The sequence below is a fragment of the Croceicoccus sp. YJ47 genome, assembly GCF_016745095.1.
Classification (GTDB): domain Bacteria; phylum Pseudomonadota; class Alphaproteobacteria; order Sphingomonadales; family Sphingomonadaceae; genus Croceicoccus.
Map to the genome: position 1 here is coordinate 672,962 of NZ_CP067087.1, position 15,530 is coordinate 688,491.

Annotated in this window: 18 protein-coding genes and 1 pseudogene; 8 read left to right on the forward strand and 11 right to left on the reverse strand. The window is 66.4% G+C overall.

Going from position 1 to position 15,530, the window contains the following annotated elements; genetic code table 11:
• Nucleotides 1–66: 66 nt before the first annotated feature.
• From JD971_RS03220 to ccmA, 8 genes are all read right to left on the reverse strand, one after another.
• A complete protein-coding gene (locus JD971_RS03220; protein WP_202085891.1) occupies nucleotides 67–681 on the reverse strand; it encodes a hypothetical protein in 615 nt (204 codons plus the stop codon).
• Nucleotides 678–1,667 (reverse strand): 16S rRNA (cytosine(1402)-N(4))-methyltransferase RsmH, encoded by a 990-nt coding sequence (rsmH, locus tag JD971_RS03225; RefSeq protein ID WP_202085893.1) that lies wholly within the window; start codon nucleotides 1,665–1,667, stop codon nucleotides 678–680. The genes JD971_RS03220 and rsmH overlap by 4 nt, the downstream gene beginning before the upstream one ends.
• Nucleotides 1,664–2,167: a division/cell wall cluster transcriptional repressor MraZ gene (locus JD971_RS03230; protein WP_202085894.1), complete on the reverse strand. Its 504-nt coding sequence runs from the start codon at nucleotides 2,165–2,167 to the stop codon at nucleotides 1,664–1,666. Before JD971_RS03230 ends, rsmH begins: the two co-directional genes overlap by 4 nt.
• 331 nt (nucleotides 2,168–2,498) lie before the next feature.
• A complete protein-coding gene (locus JD971_RS03235; protein ID WP_202085895.1) occupies nucleotides 2,499–3,299 on the reverse strand; it encodes an ABC transporter in 801 nt (266 codons plus the stop codon).
• Between the two features lies 1 nt (nucleotide 3,300).
• Complete coding sequence (locus JD971_RS03240) at nucleotides 3,301–3,732, reverse strand: hypothetical protein (RefSeq protein ID WP_202085896.1); 432 nt, start codon at nucleotides 3,730–3,732, stop codon at nucleotides 3,301–3,303.
• A 13-nt stretch (nucleotides 3,733–3,745) separates the two neighbouring features.
• Nucleotides 3,746–4,747 (reverse strand): cysteine synthase A, encoded by a 1,002-nt coding sequence (locus tag JD971_RS03245; protein ID WP_202087294.1) that lies wholly within the window; start codon nucleotides 4,745–4,747, stop codon nucleotides 3,746–3,748.
• A 50-nt stretch (nucleotides 4,748–4,797) separates the two neighbouring features.
• Nucleotides 4,798–5,457 carry a heme exporter protein CcmB gene (locus JD971_RS03250; RefSeq protein WP_256435280.1) on the reverse strand — a complete coding sequence of 220 codons (660 nt, stop codon included), beginning with the start codon at nucleotides 5,455–5,457 and terminating at the stop codon, nucleotides 4,798–4,800.
• Nucleotides 5,454–6,050 carry a heme ABC exporter ATP-binding protein CcmA gene (gene ccmA / locus JD971_RS03255; RefSeq protein WP_202087296.1) on the reverse strand — a complete coding sequence of 199 codons (597 nt, stop codon included), beginning with the start codon at nucleotides 6,048–6,050 and terminating at the stop codon, nucleotides 5,454–5,456. Before ccmA ends, JD971_RS03250 begins: the two co-directional genes overlap by 4 nt.
• Nucleotides 6,051–6,157: 107 nt before the next feature.
• Here ccmA and JD971_RS03260 point away from each other — a divergent pair, with 107 nt between their 5' ends.
• A complete protein-coding gene (locus JD971_RS03260; protein ID WP_202085897.1) occupies nucleotides 6,158–6,445 on the forward strand; it encodes a 4a-hydroxytetrahydrobiopterin dehydratase in 288 nt (95 codons plus the stop codon).
• On the opposite strand, the pseudogene JD971_RS03265 reads toward JD971_RS03260, so the two are convergent.
• Nucleotides 6,440–7,057 (reverse strand): annotated as a pseudogene (locus tag JD971_RS03265) (DNA-3-methyladenine glycosylase). The gene JD971_RS03260 and the pseudogene JD971_RS03265 sit on opposite strands and share 6 nt — an antisense overlap.
• Before the next feature lie 128 nt (nucleotides 7,058–7,185).
• Between JD971_RS03265 and JD971_RS03270 the strand changes: the two are divergent.
• Entirely contained in the window at nucleotides 7,186–7,503 is a 318-nt protein-coding gene (locus tag JD971_RS03270) for a 2Fe-2S iron-sulfur cluster-binding protein (RefSeq protein WP_202085898.1), read from the forward strand.
• A 137-nt stretch (nucleotides 7,504–7,640) separates the two neighbouring features.
• On the opposite strand, the gene map is transcribed toward JD971_RS03270, so the two are convergent.
• Together map and JD971_RS03280 are read right to left on the reverse strand one after the other, a co-directional pair.
• On the reverse strand, nucleotides 7,641–8,471 hold the full coding sequence (map, locus tag JD971_RS03275; protein ID WP_202085900.1) for a type I methionyl aminopeptidase: 831 nt from the start codon (nucleotides 8,469–8,471) through the stop codon (nucleotides 7,641–7,643).
• Between the two features lie 62 nt (nucleotides 8,472–8,533).
• Nucleotides 8,534–9,352 (reverse strand): DUF4163 domain-containing protein, encoded by an 819-nt coding sequence (locus JD971_RS03280; protein WP_202085902.1) that lies wholly within the window; start codon nucleotides 9,350–9,352, stop codon nucleotides 8,534–8,536.
• A gap of 68 nt (nucleotides 9,353–9,420) precedes the next feature.
• Between JD971_RS03280 and JD971_RS03285 the strand changes: the two genes are divergently transcribed.
• The 6 genes from JD971_RS03285 to JD971_RS03310 all read left to right on the forward strand — a co-directional run bounded on the left by JD971_RS03285 (nucleotide 9,421) and on the right by JD971_RS03310 (nucleotide 15,522).
• Nucleotides 9,421–10,818, forward strand: a complete 1,398-nt coding sequence (locus JD971_RS03285; RefSeq protein WP_202085903.1) for a M17 family metallopeptidase — start codon at nucleotides 9,421–9,423, stop codon at nucleotides 10,816–10,818.
• A 95-nt stretch (nucleotides 10,819–10,913) separates the two neighbouring features.
• Entirely contained in the window at nucleotides 10,914–11,264 is a 351-nt protein-coding gene (locus tag JD971_RS03290) for an SH3 domain-containing protein (RefSeq protein ID WP_236672243.1), read from the forward strand.
• The gene (gene argC, locus JD971_RS03295) at nucleotides 11,261–12,199 is read left to right on the forward strand and encodes an N-acetyl-gamma-glutamyl-phosphate reductase (RefSeq protein ID WP_202085904.1); all 939 of its coding nucleotides are present in this window, start codon (nucleotides 11,261–11,263) and stop codon (nucleotides 12,197–12,199) included. Before JD971_RS03290 ends, argC begins: the two co-directional genes overlap by 4 nt.
• Before the next feature lie 267 nt (nucleotides 12,200–12,466).
• On the forward strand, nucleotides 12,467–12,805 hold the full coding sequence (locus JD971_RS03300; RefSeq protein ID WP_202085906.1) for a P-II family nitrogen regulator: 339 nt from the start codon (nucleotides 12,467–12,469) through the stop codon (nucleotides 12,803–12,805).
• A 94-nt stretch (nucleotides 12,806–12,899) separates the two neighbouring features.
• The gene (gene glnA, locus JD971_RS03305; protein WP_202085908.1) at nucleotides 12,900–14,309 is read left to right on the forward strand and encodes a type I glutamate--ammonia ligase; all 1,410 of its coding nucleotides are present in this window, start codon (nucleotides 12,900–12,902) and stop codon (nucleotides 14,307–14,309) included.
• 154 nt (nucleotides 14,310–14,463) lie between these two features.
• The gene (locus JD971_RS03310; protein ID WP_202085910.1) at nucleotides 14,464–15,522 is read left to right on the forward strand and encodes a hypothetical protein; all 1,059 of its coding nucleotides are present in this window, start codon (nucleotides 14,464–14,466) and stop codon (nucleotides 15,520–15,522) included.
• The last annotated feature ends 8 nt before the right edge of the window (nucleotides 15,523–15,530 follow it).

A 15,530-nucleotide genomic window follows, 5' to 3' on the forward strand; every position in this document is an offset into this window, starting at 1 on the left:
TGCTCCCGCCCGAAAATTCCCGCGATGGTTCGAAATTCGCCCCGTAGCCGAGCGGCGCCGTGGCCATCAATCGGCTCCTTCCGCCTTGGCCAGAACGGCGTCGAGGTCGAAGCGTTCGGCAAAATTGCGCGGGGTGACGGCCTTGCCTGCCGGAATGGCGGGGAGGCTCGACGGTTCGACGCGGGTGGGTTTGGCCTTTGCCGCGCCCGGCCCACGCGCGTTATCCCGCGCGACCAGTTGCCGCATCATGCCGATCGGCGCGGCGGCATTGTCGGCGGCGGCCATGCGGACGGGTGCTTCGCCCGCTTCGCCGGCATCGCGCGCCGCATCCTCCGCATCGGCCATGCGCATCGGCGCCGGGGCGACGACATCGACTGGCTTGCCCAGCATGGCGAGCTCCTGCCGCGTTTCGAAAAACTGGTCCGCCTTGGGCGCGACATAGCCGAATTCGACCTCGTTCCAGCGGACGAGCTGCTGTTGCCGCGCGCGGGTCTGAAACTCGGTTTCGAGCACGATCAGCTCCTGCTTCGTCTGCAGGATCTGCCGCTCGGTCGCGGCGATGTCGCTCTTCACGCCCTTCACCTGCAACATCAACGCAAAGCACACGGCCAGCGTCACCAGCACCGCGGCGCTCCACATCATGGCCTGCGTGCGATTGCGGCTGATCATGGGGCCGGTCATGCGGTGTTCCTCTGCGATGCGGGGCGGGCGGGGGCGGCGGTGCGGGTGGCGGCGCGAAGGACGGCGGAACGGGCGCGGGGATTGCGCGCCAGCTCCACATCGCCCGGCCGGACGGGTTTGGCAGGCTTTGCAAACACGGCGCTTGGCGCGTCGTCCGTCGCGGGCATGTGGCGCGACGGCGCGGCGCCCGTATTGGACGCATCGCGCAGGAAATGCTTCACGATGCGGTCCTCAAGGCTATGGAAACTGACCACGGCGAGCCGCCCCCCTTCGTTCAGCAAATCTTCCGCAGCGCAAAGGCGGCGGCGCAATTCGTCGAGCTCGGCATTCACATGGATCCGAATCGCCTGAAAACTGCGGGTAGCGGGATCCTTCGGGGCGTTGGCGCGGCGATCGTTGCGATTGAAGCCGAGCGCCTTGCGCACGATATCGGCCAGCGCACCCGTCGTTTCCAATGGGCGGGCCGCGACGATGGCGCGTGCAACACGGCGCGACTGCCGCTCCTCGCCATATTGATACAGCACGTCGGCGATCGCGCCTTCCTCCGCACTATTCACGAAATCGGCGGCGCTTTCCCCCTCCCGCGACATGCGCATGTCGAGCGGGCCGTCGGCGGAAAAGGCAAAGCCGCGCTCCGCCTGATTGAGCTGCATGGAGGACACGCCAATGTCCATCACCACGCCGTCGACGTGGCGCACGCCGGCCTCGCGCATGGCATCGGCCATTTCGGAAAAGCGGCGCGGATGGAGGACGAGGCGCGGCGTATCGCCCGCCGTTTCCGGCCAGTCGCGCGCCGCGGCGATGGCGGTCGGGTCGCGGTCGAAGGCATGGACGGTCGCCCCCGCCGCCAGCAAGGCACGGGTATAGCCGCCCGCGCCGAAGGTCGCATCGATCACCACCGCATTGGCGAGCGGTTGCAACGCCGCGATCACCTCGTCGAGCAGGACGGGCACGTGGGGCGCGTCATGGTTTGCAGCAACGCTCACTTGCGCCCCCGCTTCGGCTTGGCCGCATCGCCGCGCAGCGACTCGCACGCCGCCTTCGCCGCGGTCCAGTCGTCGCCCATTTCGAACAGGCGCGCCGGGTTCCACAAGGTGAAGAACGCGCCGCCGCCCTGAAAGAACAGCTCGCCTTCGATCCGGGCGAGATCGATGAGATGGTCGGGCATGATGAAGCGGCCCGATTCGTCGAAAGGAATTTCGAGAAAGCCGTAAAGCTGCGCCGAGCGTGTATCGCGGTCGAATTCGCGGTCCATCCGCAGGGCGCGCTCTTCCTCCCGGTCGAGCTGTATCTCCAGCTCGTCCATGCGCGAGAGGCCAAATCCGGTCAGGCAATCCCACCGTTCATGCTTGGCGAGGCACAGGATGCGTGCGTCATCGGACGATTCGCGCACCACCTTGCGGAACGCAGGGGGCAGCACGAATCGGTTCTTCTCGCCGCGTAGCGAAAAGCCCTGCCCCCTGTAGCTGTGCGGCCGTGCCGACACGTAGCGTCCCCAAAATTACAAACGCGTTTCTCCTCCCGGTGCCGTGCGTGAGCATGGCCCGGTACGCCCCCTTTCGGCGCGGGAAATGATCGTTCCAGTGAATGGAATCGCTATTAGCCCAAAGGGGTCGGGGATGAAAGGGGAATTCGCGGGAAACTACGTCCAAAATGAGTTTTACGTGCATTTCCGAACGGCGTTTACCGCCCGCTAACTATGCGGAACCGCTCGGAATCGTCAATCGGCACGGCCCGTCCCGTGCGATCCCCTTCCATTTACGGCAATGTCGGCCATTCGTCCCGCACGATCCCCGATGGGCAATGCGACGGCGGGGTCAGAGCGGCGCTTCGAGCGTGCCCAGCATCGCGCGCAACGCGGTTTCCGCGCCCTCCACCGGGGCGTCGCCGTCCTGCAAAAGCGCGGCATCGGCAATCGCCAGGACCGTGCCATCCCCGATCCGGCATCGCACGATCAGCCCGCCTGCCTGCGTCTCACACTCCGAATCGTGCCCCTCTCCGGTCAGGACGAAATGCCCCGCCTGCGACACGGGCAACGGCCCGGGCGTGCGTGCCATGCGCCAGCCCTCGTCCTGCGCCTCGTCATAGGCGAGTTCGAGACCCCAGCGCGCCAGGATCGGCGACAGCATCGCCATCGCCTCCGGCCTGCGCCGGTCGCCGAGCCCGTATTCCGAATGCGCCTCCAGCATCGGATCGGCGAGCAGCACCAGCCGCCCGCCGCCGCGCACCCATGTGTCGAGCGCGACATTTTCGTCACCGGCAAGCGCCCGCGGCTGTGCCATGAAAAGACGCTGCACGCCGCCATCCCCCGGGTCGCCCAATTGGGTCAACCGGTCGACCGGTCGCAGATCGTAATCGCGCGCGATCACGGCCTTCGCCCAATGGTCCCGCGTTTTCCCGTCGAGCAAGGCGTCAATGTCCCCCTCGGCCCAGAATATCGGCAGGCTGGTGAACAAGGCGAGCGCGGGCCTGTTCGCCGCAACCGTCGCGGCGCCCCCGGCCGAAGACGGGTTCGCATTGGCGGCGTCCGCACCGCCGCCCGCGCCCGCACCCCCGCCCGCGCCAGTGTTGCACCCGCACAGTGCGAGCGCGGCGAACAGCGTAGCAAGCGTGCGCATCCTATTGCCCGGCGCCACCGACAGTGCCGCTGGCGTTGCCGCCGTTATTGCCGCCGCCGCTGCGATTACCGGTGGGCGGCGTCGACGGTGCGGCCTGCGGCGGAGGGAGATCCGCGGCGGGAAGATCGCGCACGCTATCGCCTTCTCCCTCGGCGGGCAGTTCCGGCACGACGCCGATATCGACCAGCGGATCGGTACGGTTGGCCTTCGCCTCCGCGCCTTCCTGCGCCGCGATCTGAGGGTCCTCGGCCTCGCGCGCCTGCTCCATGATGGTGCTGGCCAAAGCGACGAGGAGCAGCATCGCGCCGATGCCCGCGATGCCGAGCTGTATGCGCTGGCTCGCCTGAACGCGGGCGCCGCGAAGGGCGGCGGAATCGAGCTCGGCCTTTCTGGCGGAGGCTTCGCGCCGGGCGAATCCGCGCGTCAACGCCATGACCGTGCCCCCCTCACCCGTTCAGCCAGGGAAAGACGGGAAGCCCCTTGGCCCGCAACCATTCGGGATTGTAGAGGCTGGAGAGATAGCGAAAGCCCGTATCGCACAGGATCGTCGCAATGCGCGCCGGCCGGCCGAGGTCACGCGTGAGATCCTGCCCTAGGCGGATCGCCCCCGCCACGTTGATGCCCGACGACAGGCCAAGGCACAGCCCCTCCTCTTTAAGCAGGCGGCGCACCCATTCGAGGCCTTCCTCGTCCGAGATGCGATATTGCGTGTCAATCGGCGCCCCTTCGAGATTGGCGGTGATCCGCCCCTGTCCGATCCCTTCGGCGACGGAGCTGCCCTCTGCCTTCAGTTCGCCGTTCGCGTAATAATTATACAGCGCGGCCCCGTGCGGATCCGACAGCGCGATGCGCACATCCTCGCTCCGTTCCTTCAGTCCCATGCCGACCCCGGCGATGGTGCCGCCCGTGCCCGCGGCGCAGGTGAACCCGTCGACCTTTCCGCCCATCTGGTCCCAGATTTCGGGGGCGGTGCTGTCGATATGGGCCTTGCGATTGGCGGTGTTGTCGAACTGATTGGCCCAGATCGCGCCCTCCGTCTCCTCGGCCAGGCGGCGGGAGGTGTGCACGAAATGGCCCGGATTGGAAAAGGGCGCCGCAGGGACCAGCACCAGCTCCGCGCCCAGCGCCCGCAGCGTGTCCATTTTCTCACGCGATTGGGTTTCGGGCATGACGATGATGGTGCGATACCCGCGCGCATTGGCGACGAGAGCCATGCCGATGCCGGTATTGCCGGCCGTACCCTCGACGATGGTGCCGCCGGGTTCGAGCGCGCCGCGTTCCTCCGCATCGCGCACGATCCACAGCGCGGCGCGGTCCTTGACCGACGCGCCGGGATTCTCGAACTCGCACTTGCCGAAAATGTCGCATCCGGCGGCCTCGCTCGGCCCTGCGAGCCGGACCAGCCGGGTGTTGCCGATAAGCGATAATGTATCAGGAATTGTCTGCATCATCGCCAAGGTAGGAGGCGCATTGCCGAAGGGCAACGATAAAGCGGCGGTCAATCGCGGGCCGCGCGCACCGCCGCGCCAGCGGCAAAGGGCGCAATCGCAAGCAGCACCAGACTGACCGCGCCGGTGAGCGCGATGCCGCCCTCGCCCCCGCTCGACAGGCTGCCCGCCCCGAAGATCAGCAGCGGTATCGCCAGCGGCACGATGAGCAGCCCCGAAAGCGCCGCACCCCCGCGCAGCCCAGCCGTGATCCCCGCCACCATCACGCCGAGCGCCGCCAGCCCCGGCGTCCCCGCAAGCAGGCCCAGCATCACGACCCGCACCTGTTCCCCCGAAAGGCCGAGCAGGGCGGAGGCGGGCAAGGCCGCCGCCATCAACGGCACCGCAAAGGTCAGCCAGTGCGCACCGATGCGCGCCGCCATGATCCATTCCTCGCTCAATCCGCGGATCGCCCATTGATCGAAGAACCCGGCATCGAGGTCCGGCTCCACCAGCCGGTCGAGCGGAAGGATCGCCGCCAGCAACGCCGCGACCCACACGATGCCCCCGCCGCTGCGCGCGAGCAGCGCCGCATCCGGCCCTACGGCAAAGGGATAGAGCATGGCCACCGCCAGGAAGAACAGCACCGGCAATCCCGCCCCGCCGCGCCGCCCGCCCGTGAGCAGCATGGCGATGTCGCGGCGGAACACCTGCACCCAAAGGGCCGTCACGCGGCATAATCCGGTATCGAGAGGCGCGCCATGCCGGGCAAGCGGATCGGTTGGTGCGAGGCGACGAGCGCGATGCCGCCCGACCCGCAATGCTCCGCGATCAGCGCCTCCACCATGTCGGTCGATGCCGCGTCCAGCCCGTTGAGCGGTTCGTCCAGCATCCAGATCGCAGCCCCGCGCCCCGCCATGCGCGCGAGCGCAGCCCGGCGCCGCTGCCCGGTGGAAAGATAGCGCACCGGCACGTCGAGCAGGCCGTCGATGCCGACCCGGCTTGCGATGCGCGCCGCGGCCTCGTCAGCCAACCCGTCGCACCGCGCCCAGAAGCCGAGCGCCCGGCCGAGCGGCAGATGCGTGTCCAGCGCCAGCCGCTCATCGAGCAGGGCAATATCGCCGCTCCGCTCCACGGTGCCGGCAAAAGGCCGCGACAATCCCGCCAGGATCCGGATCAGGCTGGACTTGCCCACGCCGTTCGGCCCTGCCAGATGGAGCGCATCGCCGCTCTTCAACCGCAGCGACAGCTTTGCGAACAACAGCCGTTCGCCCCGCCGGCATGCCAGATCCCGCGCGTCGAGCACGGCATTCGCATACGCCATCGGGCCGGACTGGGCGGGCGGGTCGGACGGAATCGAAAGGGCGGCGGCCATCGCGCCGGTCTATGGGATGATGGGCCGCGTGCCAAGCCAGGGGAATGGATACGAATATGGTCGACAGGCTGACGAAAGAGGAAATCGGCGCGATGCTGGCGCAGGCGCCGGAATGGACGCTGCGCGAAGATGGCGGCGCGATCGAACGGCGCTTCGTGTTCGGTGATTTCGTCGCCGCGTTCGGGTTCATGACGCGCGTCGCACTGCTCGCGGAAAAGGCGGACCATCACCCCGAATGGAGCAATGTCTACAACCGCGTGGACATCACGCTCACGACGCATGACGCGGACGGATTGTCGGCCCGCGACGCGGCCATGGCACGGGCGATCGACGCCGCGCTATAACGCCGGATTCTGGTAATAATGCCAGGTGAAGATCGCCATCGCGCCGCGATGCGGTCGCCATTTTTCGGCAAGCGCGCGCGTGGCGCGTTCGTCGGGGCGTTCCTTCATCCCGGCAATGCGCCCCGCCCCCACCTGCACGGCAAGGTCGCCGGCCTACCAGATGTCGGGCCGCCCCTCGGCAAAAAGCAGGTAGATTTCCGCCGACCAGCGCCCGATCCCCTTGACCTGCGTGAGCGCGGCAATCGCTTCCTCGTCATCGGCGGGCAGCGCGTGGAGGTCGAGCGAACCGTCGTCGATCAACGCACACAAGGACCGGGCATAATCCTGCTTCTGCCGCGACAGGCCGCAAGCGCGCAAGGCGTCGAAATCCGCGTCCAGCACGGCGCGTGGCGGAATATCCTCCCCCAGATGCGCGACCAGCCGGCCCCACACCGCGTTCGCCGCCGCGACCGACACCTGCTGTCCCACGATGGTGCGCAGCAATGTGCGGTATCCGGTTTCGCGGATCCGTTCCTCCGGGTATCCGACCGCCTCCAGCGCACGCGCAACCTGCGGATCGCGGGCCGCGACCGCGTCCAGTCCGGCGGTGAGTTGTGCGTACGTCAAACCCATCGCTGGTCCTTCGTCATGTTGCGCCCGACCACAAGCAGGCTTGCCAAATCCTGCGCAACGCGATAGCAGCCCGTCCCGGACAGGCAAGCGGTGCCCCGCGCATCGCCGCCGAAACATAGGGACAGACTATGCCGCAACTGATTGTCGTCAATCGCGAAGGCGAGGAAAAGCCGGTCGAAGCCCAGGACGGGCTGAGCGTGATGGAAGCGATCCGCGACAATGGTTTCGATGAATTGCTGGCGCTTTGCGGGGGCTGCTGCTCTTGCGCGACGTGCCATGTCTATGTCGATCCCGCGTTCGGCGAAAAGCTGCCCAAGATGTCGGAAGACGAGGACGATCTCCTCGACAGCTCCGACCATCGCAAGGAGAATTCGCGACTTTCCTGTCAGATCCCGATGTCGGGCGATCTGGACGGTCTGAAAGTCGAAATCGCCCCGGAGGATTGAGGCCAGCGCCGCGATCGTTCCGGTCGGCGCGAAGCCGGTTGGAGAGGAAACGCCCCGGTTCCCGCCAAGAGGAACCGGGGCGTTTATTTTGCGGCGGACATGTCCGCGTGCGACGCCCCGGTCACACGTCGGCAGGCTCATACATCGTAGGGCGGCGCGTGGCGTTCCTTCGGGCTCTGTGTGAAGATTTCGCAGCCATCCTCGGTAATGCCGATGGAATGCTCGAACTGCGCCGATAGCGAACGGTCGCGCGTCACCGCCGTCCATCCGTCGTCGAGCAGCTTCACCCCCGCCTTGCCCAGATTGATCATCGGTTCGATGGTGAAGAACATGCCCGGCTTCAATTCCGGCCCGGTGCCCGCGCGCCCGGCATGGACGACTTCGGGCGCATCGTGGAACAACCGGCCCAGCCCGTGCCCGCAAAATTCGCGCACCACGCCATAGCGGTGATTTTCGGCATGGGTCTGAATGGCGGACGCAATATCGCCGAGCCGCGCGCCGGGGCGGGCCTGCTCGATCCCGATCATCAGGCATTCGTACGTCACGTCGACCAGCCGCCGCGCCTTGAGCGGTACATCGCCGACCAGATACATGCGCGAGCTGTCGCCGTGCCATCCGTCGAGCAGCGGCGTGACGTCAATATTGACGATGTCGCCATCCTTCAGCGTCTTTTCCGAGGGGATACCGTGGCACACCACATGGTTGATCGAGATGCAGCAGCTGTGCCGGTATCCGCGATAGCCCGCCGTGGCCGGAACCGCACCGGCGTCGAGCGTCATGGATCGCACCGCGTCGTCGAGCGCGCCCGTGGTGATGCCGGGGCGCACCATTTCGGCCATCGCATCGAGGATTTCGGCCGCTAGCCGGCCTGCCTTGCGCATGCCGGCAAACCCGGCCTCGCCATGCAGCTTGATGGTGCCGTCGCGCGGCAGGATGTCGGTGTCGTCTACGGTCTGATATTGGGTCATCGGGTCCATGTAGCGTCGCTGGGGCCGGATTGCGAGTGGTCAAACGCCGGGCCGGGCGGTCTTCACCCCTCCGGCGCGGCGGCGAATGCGTCGCGATATTCGGGGCGGAGCGCGGCGATCACCGCGTCTGTCACCGGAATGGTGAGATCGTAGCTGCCCTCCGCATGGGCGCCCGCGACCGACGACCCGACGAGGAAACCGAGCCGGTCGATCCGGCGCCCGTCGCTCGACCCGAGAATCATCGAGGTGTCCGATACAGGATCGATGCAGGCGTTTTCCCACCCGCCCTCGGTGCCCATGTCGCCGCGCCGTTCGGCCCGCGCGCGGTCGAGCGCGTCGCACATCGGCCCGCGCACCGCATCGTTGAGAGCGGCGGTGCCCGAAAACATCGTGCCGGGCTGCAGCACCAGGTTCTTCTCCCGGTCGAGCACCAGCGCATCGAAGGTTTGCATCCCGTGCGCGCCCCCTTCGTAAACATAGGTTTCCGCCGACAGCGAGACGAAGCGCGGCGTTTGCGTCACCACGCTCCACTCCTTCTCGAAACCGAAGGGGCGGAAGGGGTATCCCGATGCCTCGGCCTCCCGCCGCGCGGCGCCGGCGCTTGTCGCGATCTCGTTGCGCAGGCGCTGCCGCTCGGCGGTGAGCGCATCCTTCAACGGGCCGGTGCCGGCCGCGGCGGGCCAGCTATAGGCGAACTCGAAATCGTCGGTGCTTTCGTCCACCGCCTCGGCCCGGCCCGGTTGCGCGGGAGTTTCGGCCACGGCGGAGATGGTCGCCGCGTCCTCGCTCGCGGGCGCTGCCGCAGGCTCCGCCGCGCCATTGTCGGAGCATCCTGTCAGAATCGGCAGGAACAGGGCGGTGGCAAGAGCCGTTCGAAACATGATCAGATTTTCCTCGCTAGCGGATAACAGTGCCGCCTATTGCGCCGACAACCAAGGATATGGATACGATGACCCGATCCGAAAAGAGCCCCGCCCTCATCGAGGCCGACCGCGGTCAGGACGCGATCGCGCTGCACCTCGTCAACAAGGACGGGTTCGATGCATGGCGCGCCACCCTGTCCGGGCCGCAGCGCGCGGCCCTCGCGGCGCAGAAATTCAAGGGCAAGGGGTATGAGACCGCGATCGTGCCAGATGGCGATGGCTGGTTCGCGGTGGGCGGCGTCGCCAATCCCGCCGACCTGTCGAGCTGGTGCCTGGCCAAGCTTGCCGAGGTGCTGCCCGCCGGCACCTACCGCCTTGCCAAGGGGGATGCCGGCCCGGCGCTGTTCGGGTGGCAGACCGCACAATATCGGTATGACCGGTACAAGAAGAACGCCGAGGCCGAAGGTCCGCGCATCCTCCTCACGCAGCAGGCCGCGGCCATCGACGCCGCCATCGCGGAGGCCGAGGCCGCCCATCTGGTGCGCGACCTCGTCAACACGCCCGCAGAGGACATGGGCCCCGACGCGCTGGAGGCCGAGGCCGAGCGCATCGCGAAGGCGCATGGCGCGACCATATCGGTTACGCGCGGCGACACGCTCGAACGCGAATATCCGATGGTCCATGCCGTGGGCCGCGCCGCCGCGCGCGGGTTTGCGCCCCGCATGATCGAAATCGAATGGGGCGATGAAAATGCGCCGCGGCTCGCCATCGTGGGCAAGGGGGTGTGTTTCGATTCCGGCGGGCTCGACATCAAGGGCGCGAGCGGCATGGCATTGATGAAGAAGGACATGGGCGGGTCCGCGCATGCGCTGGCGCTGGCGCAGCTGATCATGGCGCGGGGGCTCAACGTGCGTCTGCATTGCCTCGTCCCGGCGGTGGAGAACGCGATTGCCGGCAATGCATTCCGGCCGGGCGACGTCCTGACATCGCGGGCGGGGAAAACGGTGGAGATCACCAATACCGATGCCGAAGGGCGGCTGATCCTCGGCGATGCGCTGGCGCGGGCGAGCGAGATGAAGCCCGAACTCATCATCGATTTCGCCACGCTGACCGGCGCGGCGCGCGTGGCGCTCGGCCCCGACCTGCCGGCGCTGATGGCGCGGCGCGATGCGACGGCGGATGCACTGCTCACCGCGGGCAAGGCGCATGACGACGAATGCTGGCGCCTGCCGCTTCCCGAAACCTATCGCGACATGTTGAAAAGCGACGTCGCCGACATGGCCAATTCGGCCAGCGGCGGGTTCGCTGGCGCGATCACCGCGGGGCTTTTCCTCGACGCGTTCGTGGCCGACGATCTCGACTGGGCGCATTTCGATACGTTCGCATGGCGCCCCTCGGCAAAGCCGGGACGGCCCAAGGGCGGCGCCGCGCTCGGCCTCAGGGCGGCATGGCACATGGTGCGCACGCGTTTCGGCGGCAATTGAACCGGTGCGGCGGGGCGGAAACTTGCCTCTGTCGGCACGGCGGTCTAAGCGGCGCGTTCGCGAAAGACTTTCACTCGATCAGAAACATGCCGCCCTTGCCCGATCCAACTACCCTGTCCATTCCCGCAGAGCCTCAGCCGCGCAGTTTCAACCTGTCCGGCCCGCGTGAGAGCGACGACGCGCGCCTTCCTGCGCGCGGCGATCTTGCGCATATCGATCTGGCCGGCAGGATCTTCGTGCCGCATTACGCGGTACCGATGGCGCATGTCGCGACGCGGGCCGCGCCGGTCGTGGCCTCGCCGCAGGTCGGGGCCTGTCCGGTCGGGTCGCTCAACGAAGGGGACATGTTCGACGTGCTCGATTTTTCCGGTGGATTCGCCTGGGGCTGTGCGCCGGGCGGCATGGCGGGCTATGTCGCGTCCGATGCCCTGAAGGCCATGGCATGAGCGTGCGGGTCTTCATCGACGGGGCGGCGGGGACGACCGGTCTGGAAATCGCGGAACGGCTGAACGGGCGGAGCGCGATCGAGATGATCACCCTGCCCGACGACCGGCGCAAGGACGATGCCGCGCGGGCCGAGGCGTTGAACGATTGCGATTTCGCGATCCTGTGCCTGCCCGACGATGCCGCGCGCGAATCGGTCGCGATGATCCGCAACGATACCACCCGCGTGATCGACGCATCGACCGCGCATCGCGTTGCGGACGGGTGGACCTATGGTTTTGCGGAACTGGTCGGGCATGACGCCATCGCGAATGCGCGCTTTGTATCCAATCCGGGCTGCTATCCCACGGGGTTCCTCGCGTTGGTCGCGCCGCTGGTGGCGGGCGGGCTGTTGCCGGCGGATTTCCCGTTCGTGTGTCATGCCGTGTCCGGATATTCGGGCGGCGGCAAGGCGATGATCACCGATTACCGCAACGCCGGGAGCCCGCCGGCGTTTCGCGGCTATGCCCTCCACGGCGGGCACAAGCATCTGCCCGAAATGCAGAAACATGCCAGCCTGACCCATGCGCCGGTGTTCGCGCCGGCGGTGGTGTCCGCGATGCGCGGCATGGTGGTGGAGGTGCCGATCCCCGCCGCCGCGATGGGGCTTGCGGCCGATGCCGATGCGATGCGCGCCGCCCTGCACGAACGCTATGCCCATTCGCCCATCGTCACCGTCGCACCCAAGGACACGGACCGGACCGCGCTGCTGCTCGATGCCGAGGGCGGCGCGCATGACGGGATCGTGCTGCACGTGTTCGCAAGCGCGGACGGTGCGCAGATCCGGCTGGCCGCGACGCTCGACAATCTGGGCAAGGGGGCGAGCGGTGCCGCGCTTCAGAACCTCAACATCATGGCCGGGTTCGATGAGACGGCGGGGCTGAACCTCGGCAAATAGTGCCTGCGTGACAGGCACTGCCCAATGTTTGGGCAGGGCCTGCACGATTAGGCATCACCCTGCCTGTCTCCACGCAAGTTTATTTTGCGAATCACCGCAAAAACCGCCTCTTTCGCGGCTCCGCCCCCTTTCGTTCGGGTTGTCCATCGCCTAGGGTTCCGCCCTAGTCGGACGGCGAATCTTCCCGTCGCCCCGGCGCGGCATTCCGGCATTCCCGCCCTTGCCGCATCGTGCGGGAAGCGCATTTGCGGGGGCCTTGAAAGCGCTGTGAAAAAGATCGAGGCAATCATCAAGCCATTCAAGCTCGACGAGGTGAAGGAAGCCCTTCATGAAGTCGGCGTCACCGGGATCACCGTCACCGAGGCCAAGGGCTTCGGACGGCAGAAAGGGCATACGGAGCTGTATCGCGGCGCCGAATATGTCGTCGATTTCCTGCCCAAGGTGAAGCTTGAGGTGATCGTCACCGCCGATCTTGCCGAACGCGTCGTCGAGGCGATCGCCGGCGCGGCGCAGACCGGACGCATCGGCGATGGCAAGATCTTCGTGTCCCCGATCGAATCGGCGATCCGCATCCGCACCGGCGAACGCGACGCCGACGCGGTCTGAGTTCGCGCAGCGACCGCGCGGCACACGCGCGGAATGTCGAAATTCTCACGAAAAATCCCCGGCGTGTCCGGGTACCAAGACGAAAGGTATGAACATGGCTTCTGCAAGCGACATCCTGAAACGGATCAAGGACGAAGAGATCGAGTGGGTCGACCTGCGTTTCACCGACCCCAAGGGCAAGTGGCAGCATCTTCAGATGCTGGCCGGGCCGCTGGGTGAGGACGAGCTGGAACAGGGGCTGATGTTCGACGGCTCCTCGATCGAGGGGTGGAAGACGATCAACGAATCGGACATGATCCTCAAACCCGATCTCGACGCCGCCTATATCGACCCGTTCTCCGCGACGCCGATGATGGTGTTGTTCTGCGACATCGTCGAACCCTCCACCGGCGAGCTCTATGGCCGCGATCCCCGTTCCACCGCCAAGCGCGCCGAGGAATTCCTGAAGACCACGGGGCTGGGCGACACGGTCTATGTCGGGCCGGAACCGGAATTCTTCATGTTCGACGACGTGAAGTTCTATGACGGTTACGATGGCTCGGGCTATCGCATCGACGACATCGAACTGCCCACCAATTCGAACCGCGATTATGAAGGCGGCAACCTCGCCCACCGTCCGCGCGCCAAGGGTGGCTATTTCCCCGTCGCGCCGGTCGACAGCGCCATGGACATCCGTGCCGAAATGGTCACGACGATGGTCGAAATGGGCTTGCCCATGGACAAGCACCACCACGAGGTCGCCTCCGCGCAGCACGAGCTCGGCATCACGTTCGGCACGCTCACGCAGACGGCGGACCGGGTGCAGATCTACAAATATGTCGTGCACATGGTCGCGCAGGCCTATGGCAAGACCGCGACCTTCATGCCCAAGCCGATCAAGGCCGACAACGGGTCGGGCATGCACACGCACATGTCGATCTGGGACAATGGCAAGCCGACCTTTGCCGGCAATGGCTATGCCGGCCTGTCCGACAATTGCCTCTACTACATCGGCGGCGTGATCAAGCATGCCAAGGCCTTGAACGCCTTCACCAACCCGACCACCAACAGCTACAAGCGTCTGGTGCCGGGCTTCGAGGCGCCGGTGCTGCTCGCCTATTCGGCGCGCAACCGGTCGGCATCGTGCCGCATTCCGTATGGCGCGGGCGAAAAGGCGAAGCGCGTCGAATTCCGCTTCCCCGATCCGCTCGCCAATCCCTATCTGTCGTTCGCGGCGCTGTTGATGGCGGGCATCGACGGGATCAAGAACAAGATCCACCCCGGCGAAGCGATGGACAAGAACCTGTACGACCTGCCGCCGGCAGAGCTCGCCGAGGTGCCGACCGTGTGCGGTTCGCTGCGCGAAGCGTTGCTCGCACTGGAAGCGGATCACGAGTTCCTGCTCGAAGGCGGCGTGTTCACCAAGGAGCAGATCGACGCCTATGCCGAATTGAAATGGGCCGACGTGCTGCGTTTCGAAACGACGCCGAGCGCGGTCGAATTCGACATGTATTACAGCGCCTGATTCCATCGGAACGGCATTTTGCGAAAGGGCGTCCGGCCGTGGGTCGGGCGCCCTTTTGCATGTCCGCCACGTGGGAGAGGGGCAATGCCGCAGCGTGTGTCTTTGTGGAACCGCGCGCCTTTGCAATGCGTTACTCCCGCAAAGGAGATTAACAATGCGCAAGTTTTTGATCGGCGTAGCCGTGCTTGCCTTGTCCGCCCCGGTCGCCCACGCGCAGCCCGGAAATGGCAATGGCAACGGGAATGGCAACGGCCAGGCGAAGGGCCAGGCCGCCGCCCAGGGCGGAAACGGCAATGGCAACGCCCGTGGCAACAATGGAGCCGGCAACCGCGGCAATGGCGGCGGAAAGCCGGACAAGCAGGCCTCTGCCGCTCCTCGTAATCCGGGCAATGGCAACGGGAACGGCAACGGAAACGGCAATGCCCGCCTTGCCAACGATGCCCAGCCGCGCGGCAATTCCGCCAAATCGTTCAACGGAAACGGGAATGGGAACGGGAACGGCAACCGGCCGGTGATGCAGGGCAACAACGGCAATGCCCGGCAGGATCGCGATATCCGCTACGCCCGCGACGATTATTATTCGCGCGGCGATTACCGCGACGGGCCCGTGCGCGATATTTACTACGACCGCCGCTCGCCCGATTACCGGCCCGTCGACGGGTGCCCGCCCGGTCTTGCCAAGAAGAACAACGGCTGCATGCCGCCCGGCCTCGCGCGGAAGGCGGACCGCCGGTACGACCGGCTCGATTGGTGGGATCTGCCCAACATGACCGACGGGCGTTATCGCTATTATGACGGCAATCTGGTGCGGATCGGCGATGGCGGCAGGATCAGCGGCTATTACCCGCTGCTCGCCGGGGCGCTTTCGCCCGGACAGCGCTGGCCCAACTGGTTCCAGCAGGAGCCGCTCCCGTCCTATTACCAGTCCTATTTCGACCTCGGCAATGCGCAAAGCTATCGTTATGCCGACAATACGATCTACCGGATCGACCCCACGACGCAGGCGATCACCACGGTTGCGGCGCTGCTCACCGGGAATGACATCCGCGTGGGACAGCCGATGCCATCGGGCTACGACGTCTACAACGTGCCGTATAATTACCGGGATCGTTACCGCGACGGGCCGGATGCCCGCTATCGTTACAGCGACGGCTATGTCTATCGGCTCGACCCGACGACGCAGCTTGTCCAGGCCGTGATCGAACTGCTGTGATGCGCAGG